Origin of the sequence: Litoribacter ruber (genome assembly GCF_018500185.1) — a bacterium.
Classification (GTDB): domain Bacteria; phylum Bacteroidota; class Bacteroidia; order Cytophagales; family Cyclobacteriaceae; genus Litoribacter; species Litoribacter ruber.
Window position 1 is genome coordinate 246785 of record NZ_JAHBGI010000004.1, and the last position, 21723, is coordinate 268507.

General features: G+C 43.3%; 18 protein-coding genes and 1 tRNA gene. 17 read left to right on the forward strand and 2 right to left on the reverse strand.

The annotated features are described in order from the left end of the window. Positions 1-77 precede the first annotated feature (77 nt). Complete coding sequence (locus tag KIH41_RS07700) at positions 78-833, reverse strand: DUF2490 domain-containing protein (RefSeq protein ID WP_213943526.1); 756 nt, start codon at positions 831-833, stop codon at positions 78-80. A gap of 97 nt (positions 834-930) precedes the next feature. Beyond that, a tRNA-Cys gene (locus KIH41_RS07705) sits at positions 931-1004 on the reverse strand. 373 nt (positions 1005-1377) lie between these two features. Here KIH41_RS07705 and KIH41_RS07710 point away from each other — a divergent pair. The 17 genes from KIH41_RS07710 (at position 1378) to KIH41_RS07790 (ending at position 21708) form a co-directional block, all read left to right on the forward strand. Beyond that, positions 1378-2634, forward strand: coding sequence for a c-type cytochrome (locus KIH41_RS07710; protein WP_213943527.1), 1257 nt, complete (start codon positions 1378-1380; stop codon positions 2632-2634). A 94-nt stretch (positions 2635-2728) separates the two neighbouring features. Continuing rightward, the gene (locus tag KIH41_RS07715; protein ID WP_214162058.1) at positions 2729-5794 is read left to right on the forward strand and encodes a TAT-variant-translocated molybdopterin oxidoreductase; all 3066 of its coding nucleotides are present in this window, start codon (positions 2729-2731) and stop codon (positions 5792-5794) included. Positions 5795-5813: 19 nt separating this feature from the next. Continuing rightward, positions 5814-7178, forward strand: coding sequence for an NrfD/PsrC family molybdoenzyme membrane anchor subunit (gene nrfD, locus KIH41_RS07720; RefSeq protein ID WP_213943530.1), 1365 nt, complete (start codon positions 5814-5816; stop codon positions 7176-7178). Position 7179: 1 nt separating this feature from the next. Then, positions 7180-7710, forward strand: a complete 531-nt coding sequence (locus KIH41_RS07725) for a DUF3341 domain-containing protein (protein ID WP_213943531.1) — start codon at positions 7180-7182, stop codon at positions 7708-7710. A 15-nt stretch (positions 7711-7725) separates the two neighbouring features. After that, entirely contained in the window at positions 7726-8349 is a 624-nt protein-coding gene (locus KIH41_RS07730; protein ID WP_214162059.1) for a c-type cytochrome, read from the forward strand. 5 nt (positions 8350-8354) lie between these two features. Further along, positions 8355-9641 carry a quinol:cytochrome C oxidoreductase gene (locus KIH41_RS07735; RefSeq protein WP_214162060.1) on the forward strand — a complete coding sequence of 429 codons (1287 nt, stop codon included), beginning with the start codon at positions 8355-8357 and terminating at the stop codon, positions 9639-9641. A gap of 24 nt (positions 9642-9665) precedes the next feature. Then, the gene (locus KIH41_RS07740; RefSeq protein ID WP_213943534.1) at positions 9666-10700 is read left to right on the forward strand and encodes a cytochrome c oxidase subunit II; all 1035 of its coding nucleotides are present in this window, start codon (positions 9666-9668) and stop codon (positions 10698-10700) included. 21 nt (positions 10701-10721) lie between these two features. Further along, positions 10722-12605, forward strand: a complete 1884-nt coding sequence (locus KIH41_RS07745; protein WP_213943535.1) for a cytochrome c oxidase subunit I — start codon at positions 10722-10724, stop codon at positions 12603-12605. Then, a complete protein-coding gene (locus KIH41_RS07750) occupies positions 12589-13665 on the forward strand; it encodes a COX15/CtaA family protein (RefSeq protein WP_213943536.1) in 1077 nt (358 codons plus the stop codon). The genes KIH41_RS07745 and KIH41_RS07750 overlap by 17 nt, the downstream gene beginning before the upstream one ends. Further along, on the forward strand, positions 13662-14567 hold the full coding sequence (cyoE, locus tag KIH41_RS07755; protein WP_213943537.1) for a heme o synthase: 906 nt from the start codon (positions 13662-13664) through the stop codon (positions 14565-14567). Before KIH41_RS07750 ends, cyoE begins: the two co-directional genes overlap by 4 nt. Beyond that, positions 14567-15148, forward strand: coding sequence for a cytochrome c oxidase subunit 3 (locus KIH41_RS07760; protein ID WP_213943538.1), 582 nt, complete (start codon positions 14567-14569; stop codon positions 15146-15148). The genes cyoE and KIH41_RS07760 overlap by 1 nt, the downstream gene beginning before the upstream one ends. A gap of 28 nt (positions 15149-15176) precedes the next feature. Next, complete coding sequence (locus KIH41_RS07765) at positions 15177-15953, forward strand: cytochrome c oxidase subunit 3 (RefSeq protein ID WP_213943539.1); 777 nt, start codon at positions 15177-15179, stop codon at positions 15951-15953. A 20-nt stretch (positions 15954-15973) separates the two neighbouring features. Further along, positions 15974-16303 (forward strand): cytochrome C oxidase subunit IV family protein, encoded by a 330-nt coding sequence (locus KIH41_RS07770; RefSeq protein WP_213943540.1) that lies wholly within the window; start codon positions 15974-15976, stop codon positions 16301-16303. A 98-nt stretch (positions 16304-16401) separates the two neighbouring features. Then, positions 16402-17067, forward strand: a complete 666-nt coding sequence (locus KIH41_RS07775) for an SCO family protein (protein WP_213943541.1) — start codon at positions 16402-16404, stop codon at positions 17065-17067. Continuing rightward, entirely contained in the window at positions 17054-17608 is a 555-nt protein-coding gene (locus KIH41_RS07780) for a DUF420 domain-containing protein (RefSeq protein WP_214162061.1), read from the forward strand. Before KIH41_RS07775 ends, KIH41_RS07780 begins: the two co-directional genes overlap by 14 nt. 49 nt (positions 17609-17657) lie before the next feature. After that, positions 17658-17924, forward strand: a complete 267-nt coding sequence (locus KIH41_RS07785; RefSeq protein ID WP_246535248.1) for a hypothetical protein — start codon at positions 17658-17660, stop codon at positions 17922-17924. A 67-nt stretch (positions 17925-17991) separates the two neighbouring features. Further along, complete coding sequence (locus tag KIH41_RS07790) at positions 17992-21708, forward strand: sensor histidine kinase (protein WP_214162062.1); 3717 nt, start codon at positions 17992-17994, stop codon at positions 21706-21708. Positions 21709-21723 lie beyond the last annotated feature (15 nt).

Sequence of the window (21723 nt, forward strand, 5' to 3'; positions counted from 1 at the left end):
TATTCATCATTCAGCGTCCATCATTCATTATTTTCCCTTCATTTTCAATTCCCCTTTCCCCTAAGTTCCGGCTTCTCTCAAAGCTTATGTCTTACAGTGAATCTCAGCGTACTATAGCTGTATTGGAAGTCGTAGGTATGCTCTTTCTCCAAATGCCTCAGGTAGCCAAGTTCTAGCCTTAAATTGTCTGTTAAATAGTACCGGAGACCTCCGTAATACCTAAAAGTATCGAATATGTCATCTTCGTCAGTTCTCACCATGATGGCCGCAAATCCCTGGGCATGTAAATGACCCTTTTTTCTGCCTTTGTCGATAATATCAAAATCGGTAGTGAACTCATACCTATACCTCATATTAAAGGAATAAGTAGATTCCAGTTCCTCTTCTACTTCCTCGGGTGATACAAAAGTCCTTGTGGTATCACCTCTAAATCGCTGTTCAATTCTGAGCCGATGGTTGAAGTTCCATCTTCCAGCCTCATGGGTGTAATTCGTTTCCTGATGTGGTCGGATTTCTGGTTCTACAAGAGGGGTCCAGAGGCTGTGCATCTGCGAGTAAGCCATGCCAATACCAAAATTCCAAGCCTCGGATTGCAGGTAATAAAGTGTGCCACGGGTGATAAATTGGTATTGCCTTGAAGGGCTGAAAAACCTCCTGTTTTCAGCTTCCACATCCAATTGCAGCTTATCAGAAAGCTCCCACTCTAAATAATATCGGATCCAGTAGAGTCCTCCTTGCTCCAGTTCATTGGTTTCCCTAAGCTCTTCTTGGCCGAAGGAGAATAGAGGTATAAACAAAAAAAAGAAGAGGCTTGCCCTTGTCACTGCCATCATAGGTGAAAAATTTACCCAAAATAGGCTCAAAAATCAGTCCAATCAAACTGGGCCGAGAGGGAATAAAAAAAGCAGCATAGGATCTATGCTGCCTACTTGGAGGTCGCGAGCGGATTCGAACCGCTGTACAAGGTTTTGCAGACCTCTGCCTAGCCACTCGGCCACGCGACCATTTCGTAATTGGAATGCAAATGTAAAGATATTCTCTTTCTGTGCAAAGTTTAGCGGGGAAATTTCTCAGCTTTTATACAGCTTTTGATTGCGGAATATTTGTCATCAATGTTAGGAAAAATAAAAATTTTCACTCGTATGGATTCCGAGTTCGGCCATTTATGAAAATAAAGTTATTTATAAATGTTCTAAATAAGTTTGTTAAAATGTAAACAACTGTTAAGTAACTAAAAATCAACTGATTAAATATAAGTATGGCCTTGGGTGGGTTGATAAGGCCTGATTTTGTATGAGTTTGAAAATAAGAAGTTCGATAGTACATTTGTGGGGATTATTGAAAACCGTGAAATAAACTGATTAAAGAGTAATAAATATGTCAATCAAACGCTCATTATTAAGTGTTCCGTTAAGATTAAGTAATCTGGCGTTGGTATTTTTCCTTTTTGTGGGGGTACAAGCGTTCGCTGCTGATCCAAGTGTGCCGGACAGCGACGAGGCTATTACAGCGGGTAGATCCTTGTTTAATGCGAACTGTAAAGCCTGTCACAGGCTTGATTCGAAAAGTGTAGGTCCGGCCCTGAGAGGTGTAACCGAAAGAAGAGACTTGGATTGGACCAAGCAATTCATTTTAAACTCTCAGGCCTTGATCCAGTCAGGCGATCAGACTGCTGTAGCGCTATTTAAAGAATATAACAACACGGTGATGCCGTCTCATACGTTCTTGAGCGATGATGACTTGATGAACCTTTTGGCTTATGTGGAGTACGGTGATACTGCCGATACAAGTGCAGCAGCGGGGGGTGAAGGTGCCGATGGCGCGGTGGCCACAGGTGGTGTGCCAAGCGAATACCTGACAATCATCCTTGGGGTGTTGGTTTTGGTATTGTTGCTAATCTTGGTAGTTTTAGGTCTGATCGTATCTGTTCTTTCCAAGTATTTGGAGAAGCAGCCACTCGAGGAAGACGATAGAGAGTTTATTTCACAAAAAACTGACTGGAAAGCTATTTTCAAGAGTGATGCGTTCATTTTGATCTTCACTACTTTGATTTTGGCCTTCGTGGTGAAAACTGCCTTGGACGGATTATATAATGTGGGGGTTCAGCAGGGGTATGCTCCTAAGCAGCCTATCGCTTACTCTCACGAACTGCATGCTGGACAATATGAGATTCCTTGTCAATACTGCCACACTGGCGTTGAGATAGGAAGATCTGCCAATATTCCTTCTGCCAACATTTGTATGAACTGTCACACGCACATACAGAATGTAGGTGGACAGGACGGAATGTCGCCAGAGATTGCCAAAATCTATGCGGCAATCGAAAACGATCAGCCAATTGAGTGGGTAAGGGTTCACAACCTTCCTGACCTGGCTTATTTTGATCACTCCCAGCACGTAAAAGTAGGTGGCATCGAATGCCAGACTTGTCACGGACCAATCGAAGAAATGGAAGTGGTGTATCAGCACAGCTCCCTAACCATGGGTTGGTGTATCGACTGCCACAGACAGACTGAAATCGTCACTGCTGGCAACGAGTATTACGACAAGTTGGTTCAGTTGCATTCAGATACCAAAGAATCCTTGAGAGTGAAGGATATCGGAGGTTTGGAATGTGCTAAGTGTCACTATTAATTTAATCTTTAAGAACAGACATCTTTTCTTTGCAAGAGTCCGGCCCACAATCCCGGCCAGACTTTGGGAAAAATGAAAAGTAGATAATATTCTCATGAAAGAAAATAAAAAAACATACTGGAACGGATTCGAGCAATTGACCAACGATCCTGAGTTTGTAAAAAAAGCGGAAAGAGAATTTCCTGAGGAGCTTCCTGTAAACGGTGCTTCTGAAGGTGGCTCTTCCAGAAGAGATTTCCTTAAAGTGATGGGATTCAGCTTGGCGGCAGCTTCTTTGGCTGCTTGTGAGGCTCCTGTCAGAAAAGCTATCCCTTACGTAAACAAGCCGGTGGACATCAACCCATCAGTGCCTAATTACTACGCATCTACTTTTGCTTCTGGTGGTGATTATGCTTCTATAGTTGTAAAGACTAGAGAGGGTAGACCGATCAAAATCGAAGGAAACAAACTTTCTTCTATCACCCAAGGTGGTGTGAGTGCTATTGTGGAGGCTTCTGTACTTTCACTATATGATAAGCAGCGTTTGACCGGCCCTATGGTGGACGGACAGCAGGCTGACTGGCCTACTGTTGACTCTGAGGTTGTTTCTCGCTTGAGAAATGCCGGAAATGTTCGCATTGTTACCAATACATTGATTTCTCCTTCCACTGAAAGTGCTTTGCAAGAATTGGCAGGTTCCTTCGGTGCTGAAGTGGTTACATACGATCCAGTATCTAATTACGGGATCATCAAAGCAGGCGGGGCATTGCCTAGCTACCGATTCGACAGAGCTGATGTGATTGTCAGCTTCGGTGCGGATTTCTTGGGTACCTGGATTTCTCCAATCGAATTTGCCAAGCAGTACAGCAAAGGCAGAAAGATCTCCAAAGAAAACCCTAACATGTCACGTCACTTCCAGTTTGAGTCTAACATGTCTCTTACTGGTGCGAACGCTGACTACAGAACACCAATCAAAGCTTCTCAAAACGGGTTAGCTGTTTTGGCATTATACAACCTTTTGGCCAGAAGAGGCGGAGCTGCTGCAGTGAATGCCGCTGCGGTTGAAATCCCTCACCTGGAGAAAGCTGCTGACGAACTATGGGCAAACAGAGGCCGCTCCATCGTAGTTTCGGGTTCAAATGACCCTAACGTTCAGGTAGTGATCAACGCCATCAACGACCTTTTGGGTAACACTGGAGAAACTGTTGACTTCTCTAAGCCTGCTTACTTCAGAAAAGGTAATGACGAGCAGATGAACCAGTTTGTAACTGATCTTGCTGCAGGTAGAGTAGGAGGAGTTGTTTTCTTCAACTGTAACCCTGTATACGATCACGCAAGGGGTGCTGAAATCGCTGAAGGTATCGAGAAAGCTAGAGTATCCATCTCTACTAACGAGACCCTGAACGAAACAGCTTCCTTGGTTCAGATCGTTGCTCCTGATCACCACTATTTGGAGTCTTGGAATGACTTCAACCCTAAGGCTGGTGAGTACAGCTTGTCTCAACCAACCATTACTCCGCTATTTAACACAAGACAGGCGCAGGAGTCCTTCCTAGCTTGGTCTGGAAATAATACATCTTATTACGATTACCTTCAGGAGAGCTGGAGCAACGGACTTTTCTCTGGACAGAGCGAAGTTGCCAATTTCCAAGAGTTCTGGGACAGAGCTTTGTACAACGGGGTGTTTACCTCTGAAGCTGCAGGTGCTGAATCTGGTGCAGGAACTGGCAACGTAAGCGGTGCTGCTTCTGAAATCGGAAGAACTTATACTGCTGACAATGCGAATGTTGAATTGGTAATCTACCAAAAAGTAGGTATCGGTAACGGTACCCACTCCAACAACCCATGGTTGCAAGAAATGCCTGATCCTATCACTAAAGTGACTTGGGATAACTACCTTACTGTATCCCAAAACTGGGCTGCGGAGAACAACTTCAAAATGAGTGAAGGCAACACCAAGATGGGTCGCATCACGGTGGGTAACAAGTCTTACACGCTTCCAGTAGTAGTTCAGCCAGGTCAGGCAGTAGGTACTGTAGGTTTGGCCGTAGGTTACGGTAGAACTAAAGCTGGTAGAGTTGCTGATGGAGTAGGGGTTAACGCCTACGAATTGGTAGATGTATCCAGAGGTTACAACAACTTCGAAATTACTGAAGGTGTTACTTTGGAATTAGTAAATGACAGTTACAAGTTGGCTCAAACACAGACTGCCAATACCTACATGGGTCGCCAGTTTGTGGTACAGGAAGCTACACTTGGAGAATATAGAGAAGACGCTTCAGCAGGTAGATACAAGCCTGAAATTTATGCTGAAGGAGAATTTGTGAAGCCGTCGAAGATTTCACTTTGGAAAGGCCACAAATACAGCCAACACCACTGGGGTCTTGCTATCGATATGAATTCTTGTATCGGTTGTGGGGCATGTACCGTAGCTTGTCAGGTTGAAAACAACGTGGCAGTGGTAGGTAAGCAGGAAGTGTTGAACAGAAGAGAGATGGCTTGGATCCGTATCGACAGATACTACAGCTCTGAGGCCGGTGCAGAATCTTACAAAGATTTGGAAGTAGCTGCTGCCAACCCTGAGGTTGTATTCCAGCCGATGATGTGTCAGCACTGTAACAACGCTCCTTGTGAGACTGTATGTCCAGTTGTTGCTACCACGCACTCTTCTGAAGGGCTTAACCAAATGACTTACAACAGATGTATAGGTACAAGATATTGTGCCAACAACTGTCCTTATAAGGTAAGAAGATTCAACTGGTTCAAGTATCACGACAACAAAGATTTTGCAGCTGTGAACGTGGCTCAAAACTCTGACCTTGGTAAGATGGTGCTTAACCCAGACGTGACCGTAAGAGCTAGAGGTGTGATGGAGAAATGTACCATGTGTGTGCAGAGAATCCAAGCCGGTAAGCTTTCTGCCAAGCGTGAAAACAGGAAGATTGAAGACGGTGAGATCAACGTGGCATGTGCCGTGGCTTGTCCTACAGATGCTCTAGTGTTTGGTGACATGAACGATCCGAACAGCAAGGTGTCTCAAGTACTGAAGATAGAGGAATCTATCGAGGCGATTAAAGAGGTGAACGAAGAGAGAGCCTACCACGTGTTGGAGGAAATCAACGTGAGCCCTAACGTATGGTACTTCACCAAGATCAGAAACAAGGACAAAAACGAAGCGTAAATAAATAATTTTATAAGATATGCAGGTTACTTCATCCGTGCGCGAACCGTTAGTTACGGGCGGTAAAACTTACAAAGACGTCACCAGTGACGTGTCCCGACAAGTGGAAGGCAAGCCGACTGTTGGCTGGCTACTTGGAATGGCCGTTTCACTTGGAGCACTTTTATTAGGAAGCATTGCACTGGTAGCTACCCTTTGGGAAGGTATCGGTATGTGGGGATTAAATAAAACCGTAGGCTGGGCCTGGGATATCACCAACTTCGTATGGTGGGTAGGTATCGGTCACGCTGGTACCTTGATTTCAGCGGTTTTGTTGCTTTTCAGACAGAAATGGAGAACCTCCATTAACCGTGCTGCTGAGGCGATGACCATCTTTGCCGTTATTTGTGCGGCCATGTTCCCGATTATTCACATGGGTAGACCTTGGTTGGGTGCATATTGGGCCCTTCCTTTACCAAATACATTCGGTTCTCTTTGGGTGAATTTTAATTCACCTCTACTGTGGGATGTATTTGCGATCTCTACTTACTTCTCTGTATCCTTGGTATTCTGGTACATCGGTTTGATCCCAGATTTCGCTACCATTAGAGATAGAGCGACAGGGATCAGAAAAACCATTTACGGAGCGTTGAGCTTTGGTTGGGATGGCGCTGCCAAGACTTGGATGAGATACGAAGCCGTATCTTTGATCCTTGCCGGTCTTGCTACTCCTCTTGTACTTTCAGTACACACCATTGTATCCTTTGACTTTGCCACTTCGGTAATTCCAGGATGGCACACCACGATCTTCCCACCATACTTTGTGGCGGGTGCGATCTTCTCAGGTTTTGCCATGGTATTGACCCTGATGATTATCACCAGAAAGGTGTTTAAACTTGAGGATTACATCACCATCGTGCACATCGAATTGATGAATATTGTAATCATCATCACAGGTTCCATCGTAGGTATCGCCTATATCACTGAGTTCTTCATCGCTTGGTATTCAGGAGTGGAAGCAGAGCAGTACGCATTCGTTAACCGTATGTTTGGACCTTACTGGTGGGCATACTGGTCAATGATGACTTGTAACGTGATTTCTCCACAGCTATTCTGGTTCAAGAAAATCAGAACATCAATCGTTGCAACTTTCATCCTTTCTCTAGTAGTAAACATCGGGATGTGGTTTGAGAGATTTGTGATCATCGTAACCTCCCTTCACAGAGATTTCTTGCCTTCTTCTTGGGTAATGTTCTACCCGACTTTAGCAGACGTCGGAGTATATTTGTTCACCTTCGGGTTGTTTTTCACATTGTTCTTGTTGTTTGCCAAATTCTTCCCGGTAATCAACATGGCTGAGGTGAAATCAGTATTAAAGTCTTCATCAGAAAAAGTAAAAAGATAAAATGGAAAGAGATAAAAATTTTGTCCTCGGTATTTATGATGATGAGGATGTGTTGTTGAACGCAGTGACCCAGATAAGACAGAATGGCGTAAAGATCCATGAGGTTTACTCGCCTTATCCGGTGCACGGATTGGAACATAACCTAGGGTACAGAAGAAGTAGATTGCCTATTGCCGCGTTTCTTTTCGGATTGTTGGGTACCACATTGGCCTTGACCATGCAGTTTTATATGATGAAATTTGACTGGCCAATGATCATCGGTGGTAAGGATCACGCAGCTTTTCCTGACTTTATCCCAGTTACTTTCGAATTGACCGTTCTTTTGGCGGCATTCGGTATGGTGGGGGTATTCATGGTGAGCAGCAACCTAAAGCCTTGGGGCCAGCCTAGAATATTTGATATCAGAAGTACCGATGACAAGCATGTCATGGCTATCGACCTGGTAAACAATTCGCACCTTGAGCGTGAGAGAATTGTGGAAGTACTGAAAGCTTCTGGCGCTACAGAGGTGAATAACAAAAGTTTTGAATAGGTAATCCTTGTAGATATGAAATTTACTAAATCAATATATTTATTAGCTGTAATGGGGGTATCCTACGGGTTAGCCTCATGTAGTGCCTCAGGTGACCATCCAGGGACAGAATATGCTCCCCAGATGTATCACTCGGTAGCCTATGAACCATTGACCCAAATCAGGGATACAGATCAGGGAAACTGGTTGTCAAACAGAGAAGATGAAATAGGGGAATTCCATAACAGTAACCCTAACAACCCACACGGAATGAACATGAGGGAGCCTGCTCCTAATACCGTTCCGAGAAACAAAGATGGGTTTTTGCCATATAGATTGGGTGTCGATGATATCGAAGCATCTAATGACATCACCAACCCCCTTGAGCCAACCGATCAGGTAATTGCTGAAGGTAGACAGCTTTACACGCAGTATTGCTCTACTTGTCACGGTCCAGGTGGTGAAGGAGACGGACTTGCCGGCGAGGTAGTCGGTGGTGTTGCCAACCTTAAGGGAGGTGCATACCTAGAGCTGTCTGAAGGACACATTTTCCATGTAATTACACATGGTAAAGGAAGAATGCTTCCTCACGGTTCTCAGATTTCTATCGACAGAAGATGGAAGATTGTTCACTATGTTAAACAAGAAATTCAGAACTAATAATAATGGCGCATCAAACTAACTATAATCTAGATCAGAGATTTGATTTTACAGCCGCCACCAAGAAGGCAATCTTCATCGTGGGTGGAATCGGAGCTGTACTTTTAATCTTGGGTATCATCTTCGCCGCTATGGGCGGAGACCATGGCCATGGCGATGACGCCGGTCATGCTTTCCACTGGACGCAGAGGCTGTTTGCCAACCTTTGGATCAACAATGTTTACTTTGTAGGTATTGCCATTATTGGGGTGTTCTTCTTTGCTATTCAATATGCCGCTCAGGCAGGTTGGTCAGCAGGTTTGTTGAGAATTATGCTTTCATTAGGCTACTGGTTGCCAATCGGTGCCGTGCTTATGATAGTTTCTTTCTTCGTGGTAAATCACGACATCTTCCACTGGACTCACGCTTACTTGTTCGATATCAATGATCCTCATTATGACAAGATCATAGATGGAAAAGGAGCATACTTCTACTGGCCGATGGAAAAAGGTTCTTTCCCAATCTTCTATGTGGTAAGAATGGTTGCTTTCCTTGGTCTTTGGTTGTTCTTCTTCAACAAGCTTAGGACATTGAGCTATGGTGAGGATTTGAAGTCAACTGGACACAACTGGTTTGCCATCAGAAAATGGTCTGCTATCTTCTTGGTAGTATTTGCGGTAACTTCCTCTATCAGTGCTTGGGACTGGGTTATGTCAATTGATACTCACTGGTTCTCTACACTATTCGGATGGTATGTATTCTCTTCTTGGTTTGTAGCTGGACTTTCGGCAATGACCTTGATAGCCATCTTCCTTAGAGAAAGAGGCTACTTGACCATGGTGAACGAAAACCATATCCATGACATGGGTAAATTCGTCTTCGCCTTCTCTATCTTCTGGACTTACCTTTGGTTCTCTCAGTTCTTGTTGATCTATTATGCCAATATTCCTGAAGAAGCAGTGTACTTTGTAGAGAGATTGGAAAGTGATATCTATAGCCCTTGGTTGTTTGCCAATTTGATTTTCAACTTTGTGCTTCCGTTCTTTGTATTGATGACAAGAGATTCCAAGCGTCATTCTATCTTCTTGAAAGTAGTTTGTACTCTAATTATTGTAGGTCATTGGATTGATCACTTTATGATGGTTCAGCCTGGAACTCTGGGACATAATGGTGGTGTTGGATTCATGGAAATAGGTATGTTCCTAGTGTTTGGAGCTGCAATGACTTTCGTGGTGTTGACTGGTCTTGCTAAGCATAACCTAGTTGCCAAAAACAACCCGATGTTGGAGGAAAGTTATCATCATCATATTTAAATTTTATCCGAAAAAAGTAAAATTATGTACGGATTTCTTATAGTACTTGGCCTTTTATTGTTAGTCTCCGTCATCTGGATGGTGTACAGGGTGCAGACTTTGGTGTCTGTGATGAAAGGCTCAGAAAAGAAAATTGCCTCAGGAAGCAACAAGGTGAACGCAGCCATGTTCATGGTATTCCTGATACTTTCTTTCATACTTATGGCTTGGTATTCTGTCAAGGAATTTGACAACTATCAATTGCCGATAGCCTCCGAGCACGGTCAGATCACAGATAACCTTTTCTGGATCACCATGGCGGTTACTGGCTTTATCTTCATTCTTACCCACATCTTGCTATTCTGGTTTCCTTATAAGTACCAGTATGAGGAGAACAAAAGAGCAGCTTATTATCCTGATAACAACAAATTGGAAATTATCTGGACACTTGTTCCAGCATTGGTCCTAACTGTTTTGGTTATCTCTGGATGGAGAGCCTGGAAGGATATCACTTCACCAGCACCTGAAAACGCCCACGTTATTGAATTATTGGGTTACCAGTTTGCCTGGGATATCAGATATGCGGGTCAGGATAACCAACTCGGTAGACATGACTTCAGGTTGACTAATGCGACTAATTCCAGAGGTGTAGACTTCACAGACGAAAACGCACTGGATGATTTTGAATCAAACAGAGTGGTAATCCCTAAAGGCGAACCGGTTCTTTTTAGAATCCGTGCCCGAGATGTATTGCACTCCGTGTTTGCCCCTCATATGAGACTTAAAATGGATGCGGTACCAGGTATGCCAACCAGATTCTGGTTTACACCTACCAAAACTACTGCTGAGATGAGAGAGGAGACTGGCAATCCAGAATTCGAATATGAAATTGCCTGTACAGAGGTTTGCGGTAGCGGTCACTTCTCCATGAGAAGAGTCATCGAGGTGGTTACTCCTGAAGAGTACCAACAATGGCTAGCTGAGCAGAAGCCTTTTATCGTTCAGAATCCTGATTTAGTGGCTAACCTTCCTGCAGATAAGAAGAAGGTAGCTGAAATCATGATTGAAGAAAATAAGTAATTAAGATAATATATAGATATTATGGCAGTAGTTAATACAGCAACTCACGGTGACCACGCTCATGAAGTTCATGACGATCACCATGATAACTTCATAACGAAGTATATCTTTAGTACTGACCATAAGATGATCGGGAAGCAATTTTTGGTGACCGGTATCTTTTGGGCTTTAATTGGAGGTTTCCTTTCTATCTTGTTTAGACTTCAGCTAGGCTTCCCCGAAATGGATATGTCTTTCCTTAGACCTATCCTAGGTGGATGGATTACTGAAACTGGTGAATTGGATCAAAATTTCTACTTAGCTCTTGTGACGATGCACGGTACCATCATGGTATTCTTCGTATTGACCGCAGGTCTTAGTGGTACTTTCTCCAATTTCTTGATTCCATTGCAGATTGGTGCCCGTGATATGGCGTCAGGCTTCATGAACATGCTTTCTTACTGGTTCTTCTTTGTATCTGGTTTGATCATGTTTGCTTCTCTTTTCTTGGAGAAAGGTCCCGCCGGTGGTGGTTGGGTAGTTTACCCGCCTTTGTCAGCTCTTGAGCAGGCTATCCCAGGTTCTGGTATGGGTATGACCCTTTGGTTGATCGCAATGGTATTCTTTATTGCCTCGACGCTATTGGGTGGTATCAACTATATCACTACTATCATCAACATGAGAACAAAGGGGATGACTTTTGCCAGACTTCCTTTGACAATCTGGTCATTCTTCCTTACTGCAGTTATCGGCTTGCTTTCTTTCCCAGTATTGTTTGCAGCTGCTTTATTGCTAGTATTTGATAGAAGTTTCGGTACTTCATTCTACCTGGCTGATATCTACATCGGTGGTGAGGCGCTTCCTCACACAGGTGGTAGCCCGGTTCTTTACCAACACTTATTCTGGTTCCTTGGTCACCCTGAGGTTTATATCGTATTGCTTCCAGCATTGGGTATCACTTCTGAGGTAATTGCTACCAACTCCAGAAAACCAATCTTCGGTTACAAAGCCATGATTATTTCCATGTTGGGTATCACCATCCTATCTTTCGTAGTATGGGCTCACCACATGTTCGTGTCAGGTATGAATCCTTTCCTTGGATCTGTATTCATGTTCTTGACCTTGATCATTGCGGTACCATCGGCAGTAAAGGTATTTAACTACCTTACTACGCTTTGGAGAGGAAACTTGATCTTTACTCCTGCGATGCTTTTCTCAATCGGTCTAGTATCCTTCTTTATCTCTGGTGGTTTGACAGGTATTTTCCTTGGTAACTCCGCTATTGATATCCAACTTCACGATACTTACTTCGTAGTAGCTCACTTCCACTTGGTAATGGGTTCTGCATCTTTCTTCGGTCTTATGGCGGGTGTTTACCACTGGTTCCCTAAGATGTTTGGTAGAATGATGGACAGCAAATTGGGTTACATCCACTTCTGGTTGACTTTCATCGGAGTTTACATGGTATTCTTCCCAATGCACTACATCGGTATCGCAGGTTTCCCTAGAAGATATTACTCTTGGACTAACTTCGACTTCGCCAACATGTATACTGACTTGAACATGTTTGTGTCCATAGCAGCTATTGTAACATTTGCTGCTCAGTTCATCTTCTTGTTCAACTTCTTCTACAGCATGTACAAGGGAAGAAAAGCACCTCACAATCCTTGGAGATCCAATACGCTTGAGTGGACTACGCCAATCAACCCAGGTCACGGTAACTGGCCAGGTGAGATCCCTTCTGTTTACAGATGGCCATACGATTACTCTAAGCCAGGCTCTGCAGCGGACTTCATTCCTCAGACTGTTCCATTGTCTGCCACTCCTGAGTCTAACCTTCCTCACGAGGAGGAGCTAGTGAAGCTTGAGAAGCAAATCATGGCAGAAGAAGGCCAAGTGTTGGTAGCTAATGAATCAAACAAATAAAAAGATAAGCAGCTTTCGCAAGATATCCCTGATATCTGTGATAGCTGTTTATTTCCTAATATTGGTAGGAGGGGTTGTCAGAAGTACCGGATCCGGTATGGGCTGCCCCGATTGGCCGAAATGTTTTGGGAGCTGGGTTCCACCCACAAGTGTGGATCAGCTCCCAAAAAATTATCAGGACATCTACCTTCAAAAGCGGCTTGACAAAAACGAAAGATTTGTCGCCATGCTTACCTCATTAGGCTTTGATAGAAAAGCCGAAGAGATTAAAAATGACAAATCAATCCTTATCGAGGAAGAATTTAATGCTACCAAAACCTGGATCGAATATGTAAACAGGTTGATTGGGGCAATAATTGGATTATTGGTAATTGCCACCTTCCTATATTCTCTTCCGCTATGGGGCACGGATAAGGCCTTGCCGATACTATCCTTTGCCAACTTGCTTCTGGTTATCTTCCAAGGCTGGATAGGTTCGATAGTGGTGTCGACTAATCTGTTGGAGTGGATGATTTCACTTCACATGGTATTGGCCTTGGTGATTGTCTGTTTGCTGCTGTATATACATTACAGGGCTTACCGACTGGCTTATCCGATAGTGTTTAAGACCGAAAAGCCCAACAGGCTGTTTTACCTGCTTGGGGTTGGCTTTATCCTGATGATTATCCAAATCGTATTGGGTACGCAGGTGAGGGAGGAAATAGATGCTATAGCCTTTAGGTTTGGGAACCTGTTCAGATCTGAGTGGGTTGAACACCTAGGAATCAATTTCCTGATCCATCGGTCCTTTTCTCTGGTGTTGTTGGGAATTCATTTGGTATTCATTTATAAGGTTTACAAGTATTCTGTAAGGTCTGCAAGTATCTTTAAATGGTCCCAAATATTAATTTTGCTCATTCTATTCGTGATTATCACAGGTGTGGGATTGGCATATTTTGGAATACCTGCATTTTTGCAGCCTTTCCATTTGTTGCTAGGCTCCTTGATAGTGGGGCTGCAGTTTGTGATTCTTCTCTTATTAAATGATCAAAAGAAAATAGTAGAAAGCGTTAATTCATGAGAACAGTAAATCTTAGTGAAAACCTGCTTTTAGATTTAATTACATCTAGAAGCAAGGCTTATTACGATCTAATCAAATTCAGACTATCGGCAGTAGTCACATTTTCTGCCGGCTTTGGGTTCTTCCTAGGCGATAAAGGTTCAATTTTCTCCTGGTCCGCCTTCTTTGCGTTGGTCTTGGGAGGATTCCTAATCAGCGGTGCCTCCGGTGCCTTCAACGAAATCCTCGAAAGGGATTATGACAAGCTGATGAAAAGAACCCAAAATAGACCACTTCCCCTCAATAGCATTTCCTTGCAGGAAGCCATCTGGTTTTCCAGCATTATTGGCATCTTGGGCATTTGCATTCTTTGGGTTTATACCAACCCATTGACCACCGGCTTGGGTGTGCTTAGCATGATTTTATACGTGTTGGTTTATACTCCTTTGAAAAGAGTCGGACCGATAGCCGTATTCGTGGGAGCCCTGCCTGGAGCTATGCCACCACTGTTGGGCTGGACTGCTGCTACCGGGACGATAGGTTATGAAGCCATGATTCTTTTCGGAATTCAGTTTATCTGGCAGTTTCCCCACTTTTGGGCGATTGCTTGGGTAAGTGATGAGGACTATAAAAAGGCCGGATTCAAATTGTTGCCTAGTGGAGGGAAAAAGGATTTGAACACAGCTATTCAGATTATGATTTACACCCTGTTCTTGTTGCCATTGGGCTTGTTGCCTACCTACTTTGGCTTGACGGGTTTAAATTCCGGAATTGTAGCCACTATCTGCGGCGCTTTGTTTTTGGCGCAAACCTTTTCTCTGATGAAGGATTGTTCTAGAAAGTCGGCCCTAAAGATCATGTTTGGTTCTTTTCTTTATCTGCCGATAGTTCAGATTGCTTATATGCTTGATAAAATACCATAATGGAAGAGAGATTAGAATATATTGAGGGGGCTGAACAACCCATATCCATGCATCCCAAAAAGTTTGCATTGTGGTTGTTCATCGTGAGTACTGTGATGGTGTTTGCTGCATTGACTAGTGCTTATATAGTGCGTCAGGCAGAAGGAAATTGGTTGGAGTTTAACCTGCCATCTGTGTTTTATTGGACTTCAGCGATCATTGTATTGAGTAGTGGCACCATGCATTGGGCATACACTGCTGCTCAAAGGGACGATATGAAAATTCTTAAACTTGGGATGGTGTTGACCTCCATTCTCGGAGTGGCGTTTTTGGTCGGCCAATGGTATAGCTGGGTGGCACTTGTGGATAGGGATGTCTACTTTGTCGGAAATCCTGCCGGATCATTTCTGTATGTTTTTACAGGTCTGCATGCATTACACTTGATTAGTGGTGTGATATTTCTGATTATTGTGTTAATTTCGTCCTTTAAATATAAAATCCACTCCAAAAGCATGACACGAATGGAGATGTGCGCCACTTATTGGCATTTTCTTGGAGGCCTATGGATTTACTTGTTCATGTTCTTGTTATTGAATCATTAAAATATAATTTTAGTTAATTTTAAAATTTATGTCTACAGCGACAACATCGATTAATTTGAGTTCCAAGAGAGGAATTTGGGGTGGTGGAAACGAGCCACTTAAAGCAAGTTACGGGAAACTGATGATGTGGTTTTTCCTGCTTTCTGATATTTTTACTTTTGCTGCATTCTTGGTAGCTTATGGAGCAATCAGGGTAAGTTACCCTCCCTATGCGGGACCAGCTGATTCCTTCGTAGGATCAAATGAATATTGGCCAGTACCGGAAATGGTGTTTGACGCTATTCCATTTGTACACGGCATCCACGCCCCGTTGGTGTTTGTTGGTTTGATGACCTTTATCCTTATCATGAGTTCCGTGACTATGGTATTGGCAGTGGAAGCTGGACATAGAAATGACAGGAAAGATGTTACCAAGTGGTTGCTTTGGACAATTGTAGGTGGTGTTACCTTCCTTGGCTGTCAGGCTTGGGAGTGGGGTCACTTCATCCATGGAACTGACGGTGGAGCCACCATCACTTTCATCGGTAACTTTGGTAATATGATCACCGAAACCGTTTATGGAGCAAACCTAAGTGTGAACGAATATGGCCCGGCAGCTTTTGCCCAACTGTTTTTCTTCATCACCGGATTCCACGGATTCCACGTGACCATTGGTGTTTTCTTGTTGTTCCTTGCCTTTTATCAGGCTGCTGTAGGGGTATACGAAAGAAGAGGCCATTATGAAATGGTAGAAAAAATTGGATTGTATTGGCACTTTGTTGATTTGGTATGGGTATTCGTATTTACCTTCTTTTACCTTATCTAACCTTAAAATTTTAGAAGACTATGGATATTCAAGATAACAAAAGCACTTTGGAAGTAGCTCCACGTAATGCGGAGAAGATCAAAAAAATCTGGAAGATTGCGGCCATCCTATTGATCGTAACTTTGATTGAATACGTTTTTGCCTTCAACATGGAAAGAGGCATATTGCTTTATTCTATTTTCATCGGCCTTACTTTGGTGAAAGCCGGTTATATCATGATGGAGTTTATGCACCTTAGGGATGAAGCTAAAGTTTTGGTTTGGTCAATCATGTTGCCACTGATCTTTTTGATCTGGTTGGTGATCGCTCTTTTGAGAGAAGGAACTGACATCTTCTTGCTAAGATGGTAAGCGTCCATTTGCTATAGAGATTTACAAAAGTTAGGTTGGAGGGGAATCTTCAACCTTCTTTTTTGTTAAAGAGTAAACAATAGAAGTGCAGGATTAAAATGAAACCAGTTCGCGTCTTACAATTCATGGTATTAATGTGCATCCTGATGATACCGGTGTTGATCATCGTATTTCTCAGGACCTTTGGTACCAACAACTATGAAATCCCAGTATATTATGAAAATGGGGTAGATAATGCTTATGCAGAGTGCCCAGTTTCTGATGAGCAGCATTACATTCCAGAATTCACCTTTACTTCGCACTTGGGAGAAGCCATAGGCAGAGAGGATATGAAGGATAAGGTTACCATCGTGGATTTCTTTTTCACCAGCTGTCCCAGCATATGTCCTGCGATGAGCAATGAAATGGAAAGGGTGCAGGATGCTTTTAGAGATAATGATGATGTCCAAATCTATTCCATCAGCATTGACCCTGAGTATGATCAGCCTGAGGTTTTGGCTGAATATGCAGAGAGGCATTTGGCAAAACCAGGCAAATGGCATTTTCTTCACGGCGATAAAGACCAAGTGTATGATCTGGCAAAGTGTGGTTTTATCTTGCCCACCATTGATGGGATGGGCGAGCCTGATGACTTTGTTCACAGCGATAAGTTTGTGCTGATAGATGGGGAAGGCAGGATCCGCGGGTACTACAGCGGTACCACACGAGAGCAAGTGGATGAATTGATTTTAGAAACCAAGATTTTATTAAATGGAAGCAAATAATATTACATCTCCAGCCGGGGAAAAGAAAGTGTACGGCTGGATTGTTGCCATATCTATAGCGGTTCCCATCGTGGTAGCCATCCTGTTGTTCATGCCGGCCAAGCTGGATCTGGCCCAGGACTGGGTCTATTTTCTTCCTCACCTCAATGCGGTGATCAACAGTGCTGCTACAGTGGCGTTGCTGGTGGGCTTATATTTCATCAGGCAAAACAATATTCCAGCCCACAAAGCTTCCATGACCACAGCCTTTGGATTGGGTGCGGTGTTCCTGGTGTCTTATGTAGTCTACCACGCTAGTGCCCCCAGTACCACGTTTGGCGGAGAGGGTGTGATTAGGACAATATATTATGTAATATTGATTACCCATATCCTTTTGGCGGCGATTGCCCTTTTCCCGATTTTGCTGGCTTACTATTTCGGTATGGCCGGCAAATACGTGAGACATAAGAAGGTGGTGAGGTACGCCTATCCCATCTGGCTGTATGTCACTATTAGCGGGGTGGTGGTGTATCTGATGATCAGCCCGTACTACGGGGGATAAACTAATTTTAGAATTTCAGCGTTTTGATACTGATTGACCAAAAGTTGCCATGTTAGCAAAAATCACAAAAAAAATATCCATACTTACAGGCGTCATCTTTCTCTTGGTGGCAAAAGCCAACATTGCCTTTGCCCAGTGTGCCATGTGTAGGGCCACGGTAGAAAACAACGTGAGCTCAGGGGAGACTTCAGTGGGCGCTGGCCTGAATTATGGGATCATGTACCTGTTTGCCGCCCCCTATATATTGGCAATGGTTATTGGGTATTTTTGGTATAAAAATTCAAAAAAGAGGAAGCTACAAACCTCGAAATTTTAACATTCCTAGATAAAATTGAAAAGCAAAGTTTGAAAATCAACTTTGCTTTTTTACTTTTAGCGAAAATATGCTAAAGAAAAGACGTTTAATCTTATTTATAGCCATCGCCTCCCTGGCTGTATTACTGGGAGTAAATTTTTTTACTACTACGGACAAGACAGACGAGGAGCAGGCCGCTTTCGTCAACGCCCAAATGAATAAGGTGGTTGACGAATTCGACGATGACTATATTACCCTGTTGATGAATAACCGTCCTGATAAGCAGGTTTCTTTCAGGACACTTAATATTCCCACAAAACACCCCTTTTACTTATTTACTGTAAACGGAGGGCTCCTCTATTGGTCTTCTATCACCATGATCCCTGAGTTTGATGGGTTGGACCTGACACGAAAATATCAGCTATACGAAAATCAAAAAGGCATTTATTTTATTAAGCTCAGAAAAATCAACCGTCTCGGGCAATTGTTTTGGATGGTGCAGGTATACACACTATATGATAAAATAGATATCAATAATGAATACCTGGACAAAGGTGAAAACCCTGATGTCTTCGGGAATGACCGGTTTATTCTTTCCTCAACTCCAAAAGAGGGCTATCAGGATCTCTATAAGGATAATGGTGAGTATTATTACTCCATACTTTTCAGAACCGGCTACCAGCATGTGAGCTATCAGACGGGAACAGTAGTTCTGGTATTTTTCTTTTCTATTATGGGCTTGGTGATCATTCTAGGGAGTGATTTTGTGAGGACTTTATGGAAAAAAGGGAAACAAAGCCTGGCTATCATCTATTCAGCTATTATTTTGATCAGTATCCGGGCGATAATGATATTCTTTCATTTCCCCCAGGAATACTTTGATACGCAACTTTTCAACCCATCTAAATATGCCTCTTCCCTGATTAACCCCAGCTTGGGAGACTTGTTGCTGAATGTGCTGACAGGGGCCATATTGCTCTTCCTGATGATTGCCATGCTGAGCCGGAAGGTCTATCTTGTCCAGTTTTTCAAATTCAAGCGGCAGTATAAAGAGTGGTTTTTCCACTATGTGAGCTTCTTATTGTCCACTATCTTGTTGATGCTGTTTTTTAGGTTATTCACCAATATTGTGAATAATTCCCAATGGGAGCTCAACATACTTACCGTGCCAACCTTTACCTATTTTCAGGGCATTAGCCTGTTCATCATCTTTTTGGGTGGTGCGGCATACTTGCTTTTTACCCTGATAGCGATTACGATGGTATTGTATAAAAACAAAACCAGCCGAAGGTCTGTACTCACGCATCTGATGATATTTTCTGTACCAATTGTGGCTTACTTAGGGTACGATAACCTGACGCTTCTGGTGGTTTACCTGGCCCATGTCATATTATTGGTGTCCATCATCACCTTTGAGCTTCACAAAAATGTTTTCAAACTGGATTTCAATACATTCCTGACCTTTTTCTATGGATGCCTTATAGGTGCCATCATTACCGGAGCGGGAGCATACCAAGATAATCGTAAAAAGGAAATACAGTCCAAGATCAAATATGCCAACCAGCTGATGGTTGAAAACGACATCATGGCTGAATTCCTGCTTTCTGAGGCCATGAATAACATTGAGGAGGATTACTTCATCAAATCCAGGATGAGCGATCCTCTGCAGTCTAAAGATCCCATAGAGCAAAAGATTCGTCGGGTGTTCATGAGCAATTATTTCGACCAATATGATCTCACGGTCAAAATATTCAACACCCGCGGCGAACTGATTTCCCAAAGGGAAACGGAGGAAACCTTGGAGGATTACCGCTTCCAGCATATGAAGAGTGATTATGCCACACCGTTTAGGAATCTGTACTTTATCAGAAATACGGCAGAAACGGGCAGCAACAGGTTTTATTCTTTTGTCAGCCTTTACAGTGATGACCAGTTTTTGGGGACCATCTTGCTGGAACTGGTTCAGAAGAGTGTACAGCCCTCGAGTGTATTCCCCAAACTACTGCTTGACCGGGAATATGCCAACAATCTCTATGCGGAAAAGTATGATTATGCGGTCTTTGAGGACGGGATTTTCAAAATGAGTGTGGGGATCTATAATTACAGAAATCCCGAGAACGAGAACTTGATTGAAAATCCGGCTCTGTACACCACTGGAGTGTATAAAAACAACCACCATCATTTTGGGGTAAAAGGGCCCACCAAGACCATAATTGTGACCTCACCTATATACCCGTCCAATTATGTACTGGCCGATGTGTCGCTGTTCTTTGTTGCCTATTTGCTTTTTACGCTGATCTGTATCTTGGTGTACTCCTTGTTCCAGGGTTTTGGCCGTCTGCAATTCAACTATACCACCCAGTTGCAGTTTTACATCAACTTTGCCTTCTTCTTCCCGATGTTGATCATCAGTATCATTTCGATTGGGCTTTTGACCAATAGCTATACGGATGACCTGCACCGTCAATACTTCAACAAGGCGACCATCATCCGCAATAACCTGGCCTCTTACCTGGAGGAGCAAACCAAAGGGGCGATGGATAGGGAGCAATTCCTGGAAGAAGTGCATCGACTTGCTGGAACAACTGGGACAGATATAAATGTCTACATGCCCAATGGGCGATTGATGGCAACCAACCAGCCCAGCATTTTCGAGAAAAAAGTATTGACCGACTACCTGCACCCATTGGCAGTAGGGGAGATTTTGGAAACCCAGAATAACCGCCTCATCTTGGATGAACAGGTGGGGAATCTGAATTATAAGACCGTTTATTTGGCGTTAAGGGACAATGAAAGGCAAAGGATTCTGGGTATTATCTCCATACCGTTCTTTGAATCGGAGAGTGAATTGAACATGGTGATTGCTGATGTGTTCAGTAACATCTTGAATATTTTTGTAGTCATTTTCGTTATATTCCTCGTGGTGTCATTCTTCGTGTCCAAGCAGTTGATCTTTCCATTCCGTTTGTTGACGGAAAAATTGAAGGCGACAAATTTGGAAAGTAACGAGCCTATGTACTGGCCCGGTAAGGATGAGATTGGCTTGTTGGTCAATGAATATAACAACATGCTATACAAGCTGGAATCCAGTAAGAAGATCCTGGCAAGCACGGAAAAAGAATCCGCTTGGAGAGAAATGGCCAAGCAAGTGGCGCATGAGATTAAAAATCCGCTAACTCCGATGAAGCTAACGCTTCAGCATATGCTAAGGCTGCAAGCTGCAGGACAGATAGAAGATACAGCCCAGATCGTGCGGCCTGTGGAAAGTTTGATCCTTCAGGTAGATACTTTGAGCGATATTGCTACTTCCTTCAGTACATTTGCCAAAATGCCTTTGCCTCAGAGTGAGCCGATCGACTTTAAGTTTGTGGTTCACGAGGCGGTGGAGTTATTCAAAAATAATGAGAAAGGCAAGGTCTGCTTCCAGGATGACACCGTTGAAAAGATCATATCCATTATTGGGGATGAAAAACTCTTCAGCCGTATTATTTCCAACCTGATCATAAATGGTATGCAAGCCGTACCAGATGATAGGGTGCCAGAAATCTTTGTGCACTTGACTTCCAAAAACAGCTATGTGAAGCTGGAAATCAGGGATAATGGTAAAGGAATACCCGAAGAGCTCAAGGATAAAATATTTGTTCCTAACTTCAGTACCAAATCAGAGGGCTCTGGACTCGGCCTGGCCATCGCCCGAAGAGGAGTGGAGACAGCAGGTGGAAAAATTTGGTTTGAAACAAAATTGGGAGAAGGAACTTCTTTTTACCTATCATTCCCTAAAATATCCATGAAATTACTACATTAGCGGTGAGTTAGTGTA

What these genes read in the sequence shown, in the direction of transcription:
- KIH41_RS07780 (WP_214162061.1), top strand. Translation starts at nt 17,054, where the DNA reads ATGGAAGCAAATAATATTACATCTCCAGCCGGGGAAAAGAAAGTGTAC.
- KIH41_RS07775 (WP_213943541.1), top strand. Translation starts at nt 16,402, where the DNA reads ATGAAACCAGTTCGCGTCTTACAATTCATGGTATTAATGTGCATCCTG.
- KIH41_RS07785 (WP_246535248.1), top strand. Translation starts at nt 17,658, where the DNA reads ATGTTAGCAAAAATCACAAAAAAAATATCCATACTTACAGGCGTCATC.
- KIH41_RS07750 (WP_213943536.1), top strand. Translation starts at nt 12,589, where the DNA reads ATGAATCAAACAAATAAAAAGATAAGCAGCTTTCGCAAGATATCCCTG.
- KIH41_RS07745 (WP_213943535.1), top strand. Translation starts at nt 10,722, where the DNA reads ATGGCAGTAGTTAATACAGCAACTCACGGTGACCACGCTCATGAAGTT.
- KIH41_RS07790 (WP_214162062.1), top strand. Translation starts at nt 17,992, where the DNA reads ATGCTAAAGAAAAGACGTTTAATCTTATTTATAGCCATCGCCTCCCTG.
- cyoE (WP_213943537.1), top strand. Translation starts at nt 13,662, where the DNA reads ATGAGAACAGTAAATCTTAGTGAAAACCTGCTTTTAGATTTAATTACA.
- KIH41_RS07740 (WP_213943534.1), top strand. Translation starts at nt 9,666, where the DNA reads ATGTACGGATTTCTTATAGTACTTGGCCTTTTATTGTTAGTCTCCGTC.
- KIH41_RS07730 (WP_214162059.1), top strand. Translation starts at nt 7,726, where the DNA reads ATGAAATTTACTAAATCAATATATTTATTAGCTGTAATGGGGGTATCC.
- KIH41_RS07760 (WP_213943538.1), top strand. Translation starts at nt 14,567, where the DNA reads ATGGAAGAGAGATTAGAATATATTGAGGGGGCTGAACAACCCATATCC.
- KIH41_RS07700 (WP_213943526.1), bottom strand. Translation starts at nt 833, where the DNA reads ATGATGGCAGTGACAAGGGCAAGCCTCTTCTTTTTTTTGTTTATACCT.
- KIH41_RS07770 (WP_213943540.1), top strand. Translation starts at nt 15,974, where the DNA reads ATGGATATTCAAGATAACAAAAGCACTTTGGAAGTAGCTCCACGTAAT.
- KIH41_RS07735 (WP_214162060.1), top strand. Translation starts at nt 8,355, where the DNA reads ATGGCGCATCAAACTAACTATAATCTAGATCAGAGATTTGATTTTACA.
- KIH41_RS07765 (WP_213943539.1), top strand. Translation starts at nt 15,177, where the DNA reads ATGTCTACAGCGACAACATCGATTAATTTGAGTTCCAAGAGAGGAATT.
- nrfD (WP_213943530.1), top strand. Translation starts at nt 5,814, where the DNA reads ATGCAGGTTACTTCATCCGTGCGCGAACCGTTAGTTACGGGCGGTAAA.
- KIH41_RS07710 (WP_213943527.1), top strand. Translation starts at nt 1,378, where the DNA reads ATGTCAATCAAACGCTCATTATTAAGTGTTCCGTTAAGATTAAGTAAT.
- KIH41_RS07715 (WP_214162058.1), top strand. Translation starts at nt 2,729, where the DNA reads ATGAAAGAAAATAAAAAAACATACTGGAACGGATTCGAGCAATTGACC.
- KIH41_RS07725 (WP_213943531.1), top strand. Translation starts at nt 7,180, where the DNA reads ATGGAAAGAGATAAAAATTTTGTCCTCGGTATTTATGATGATGAGGAT.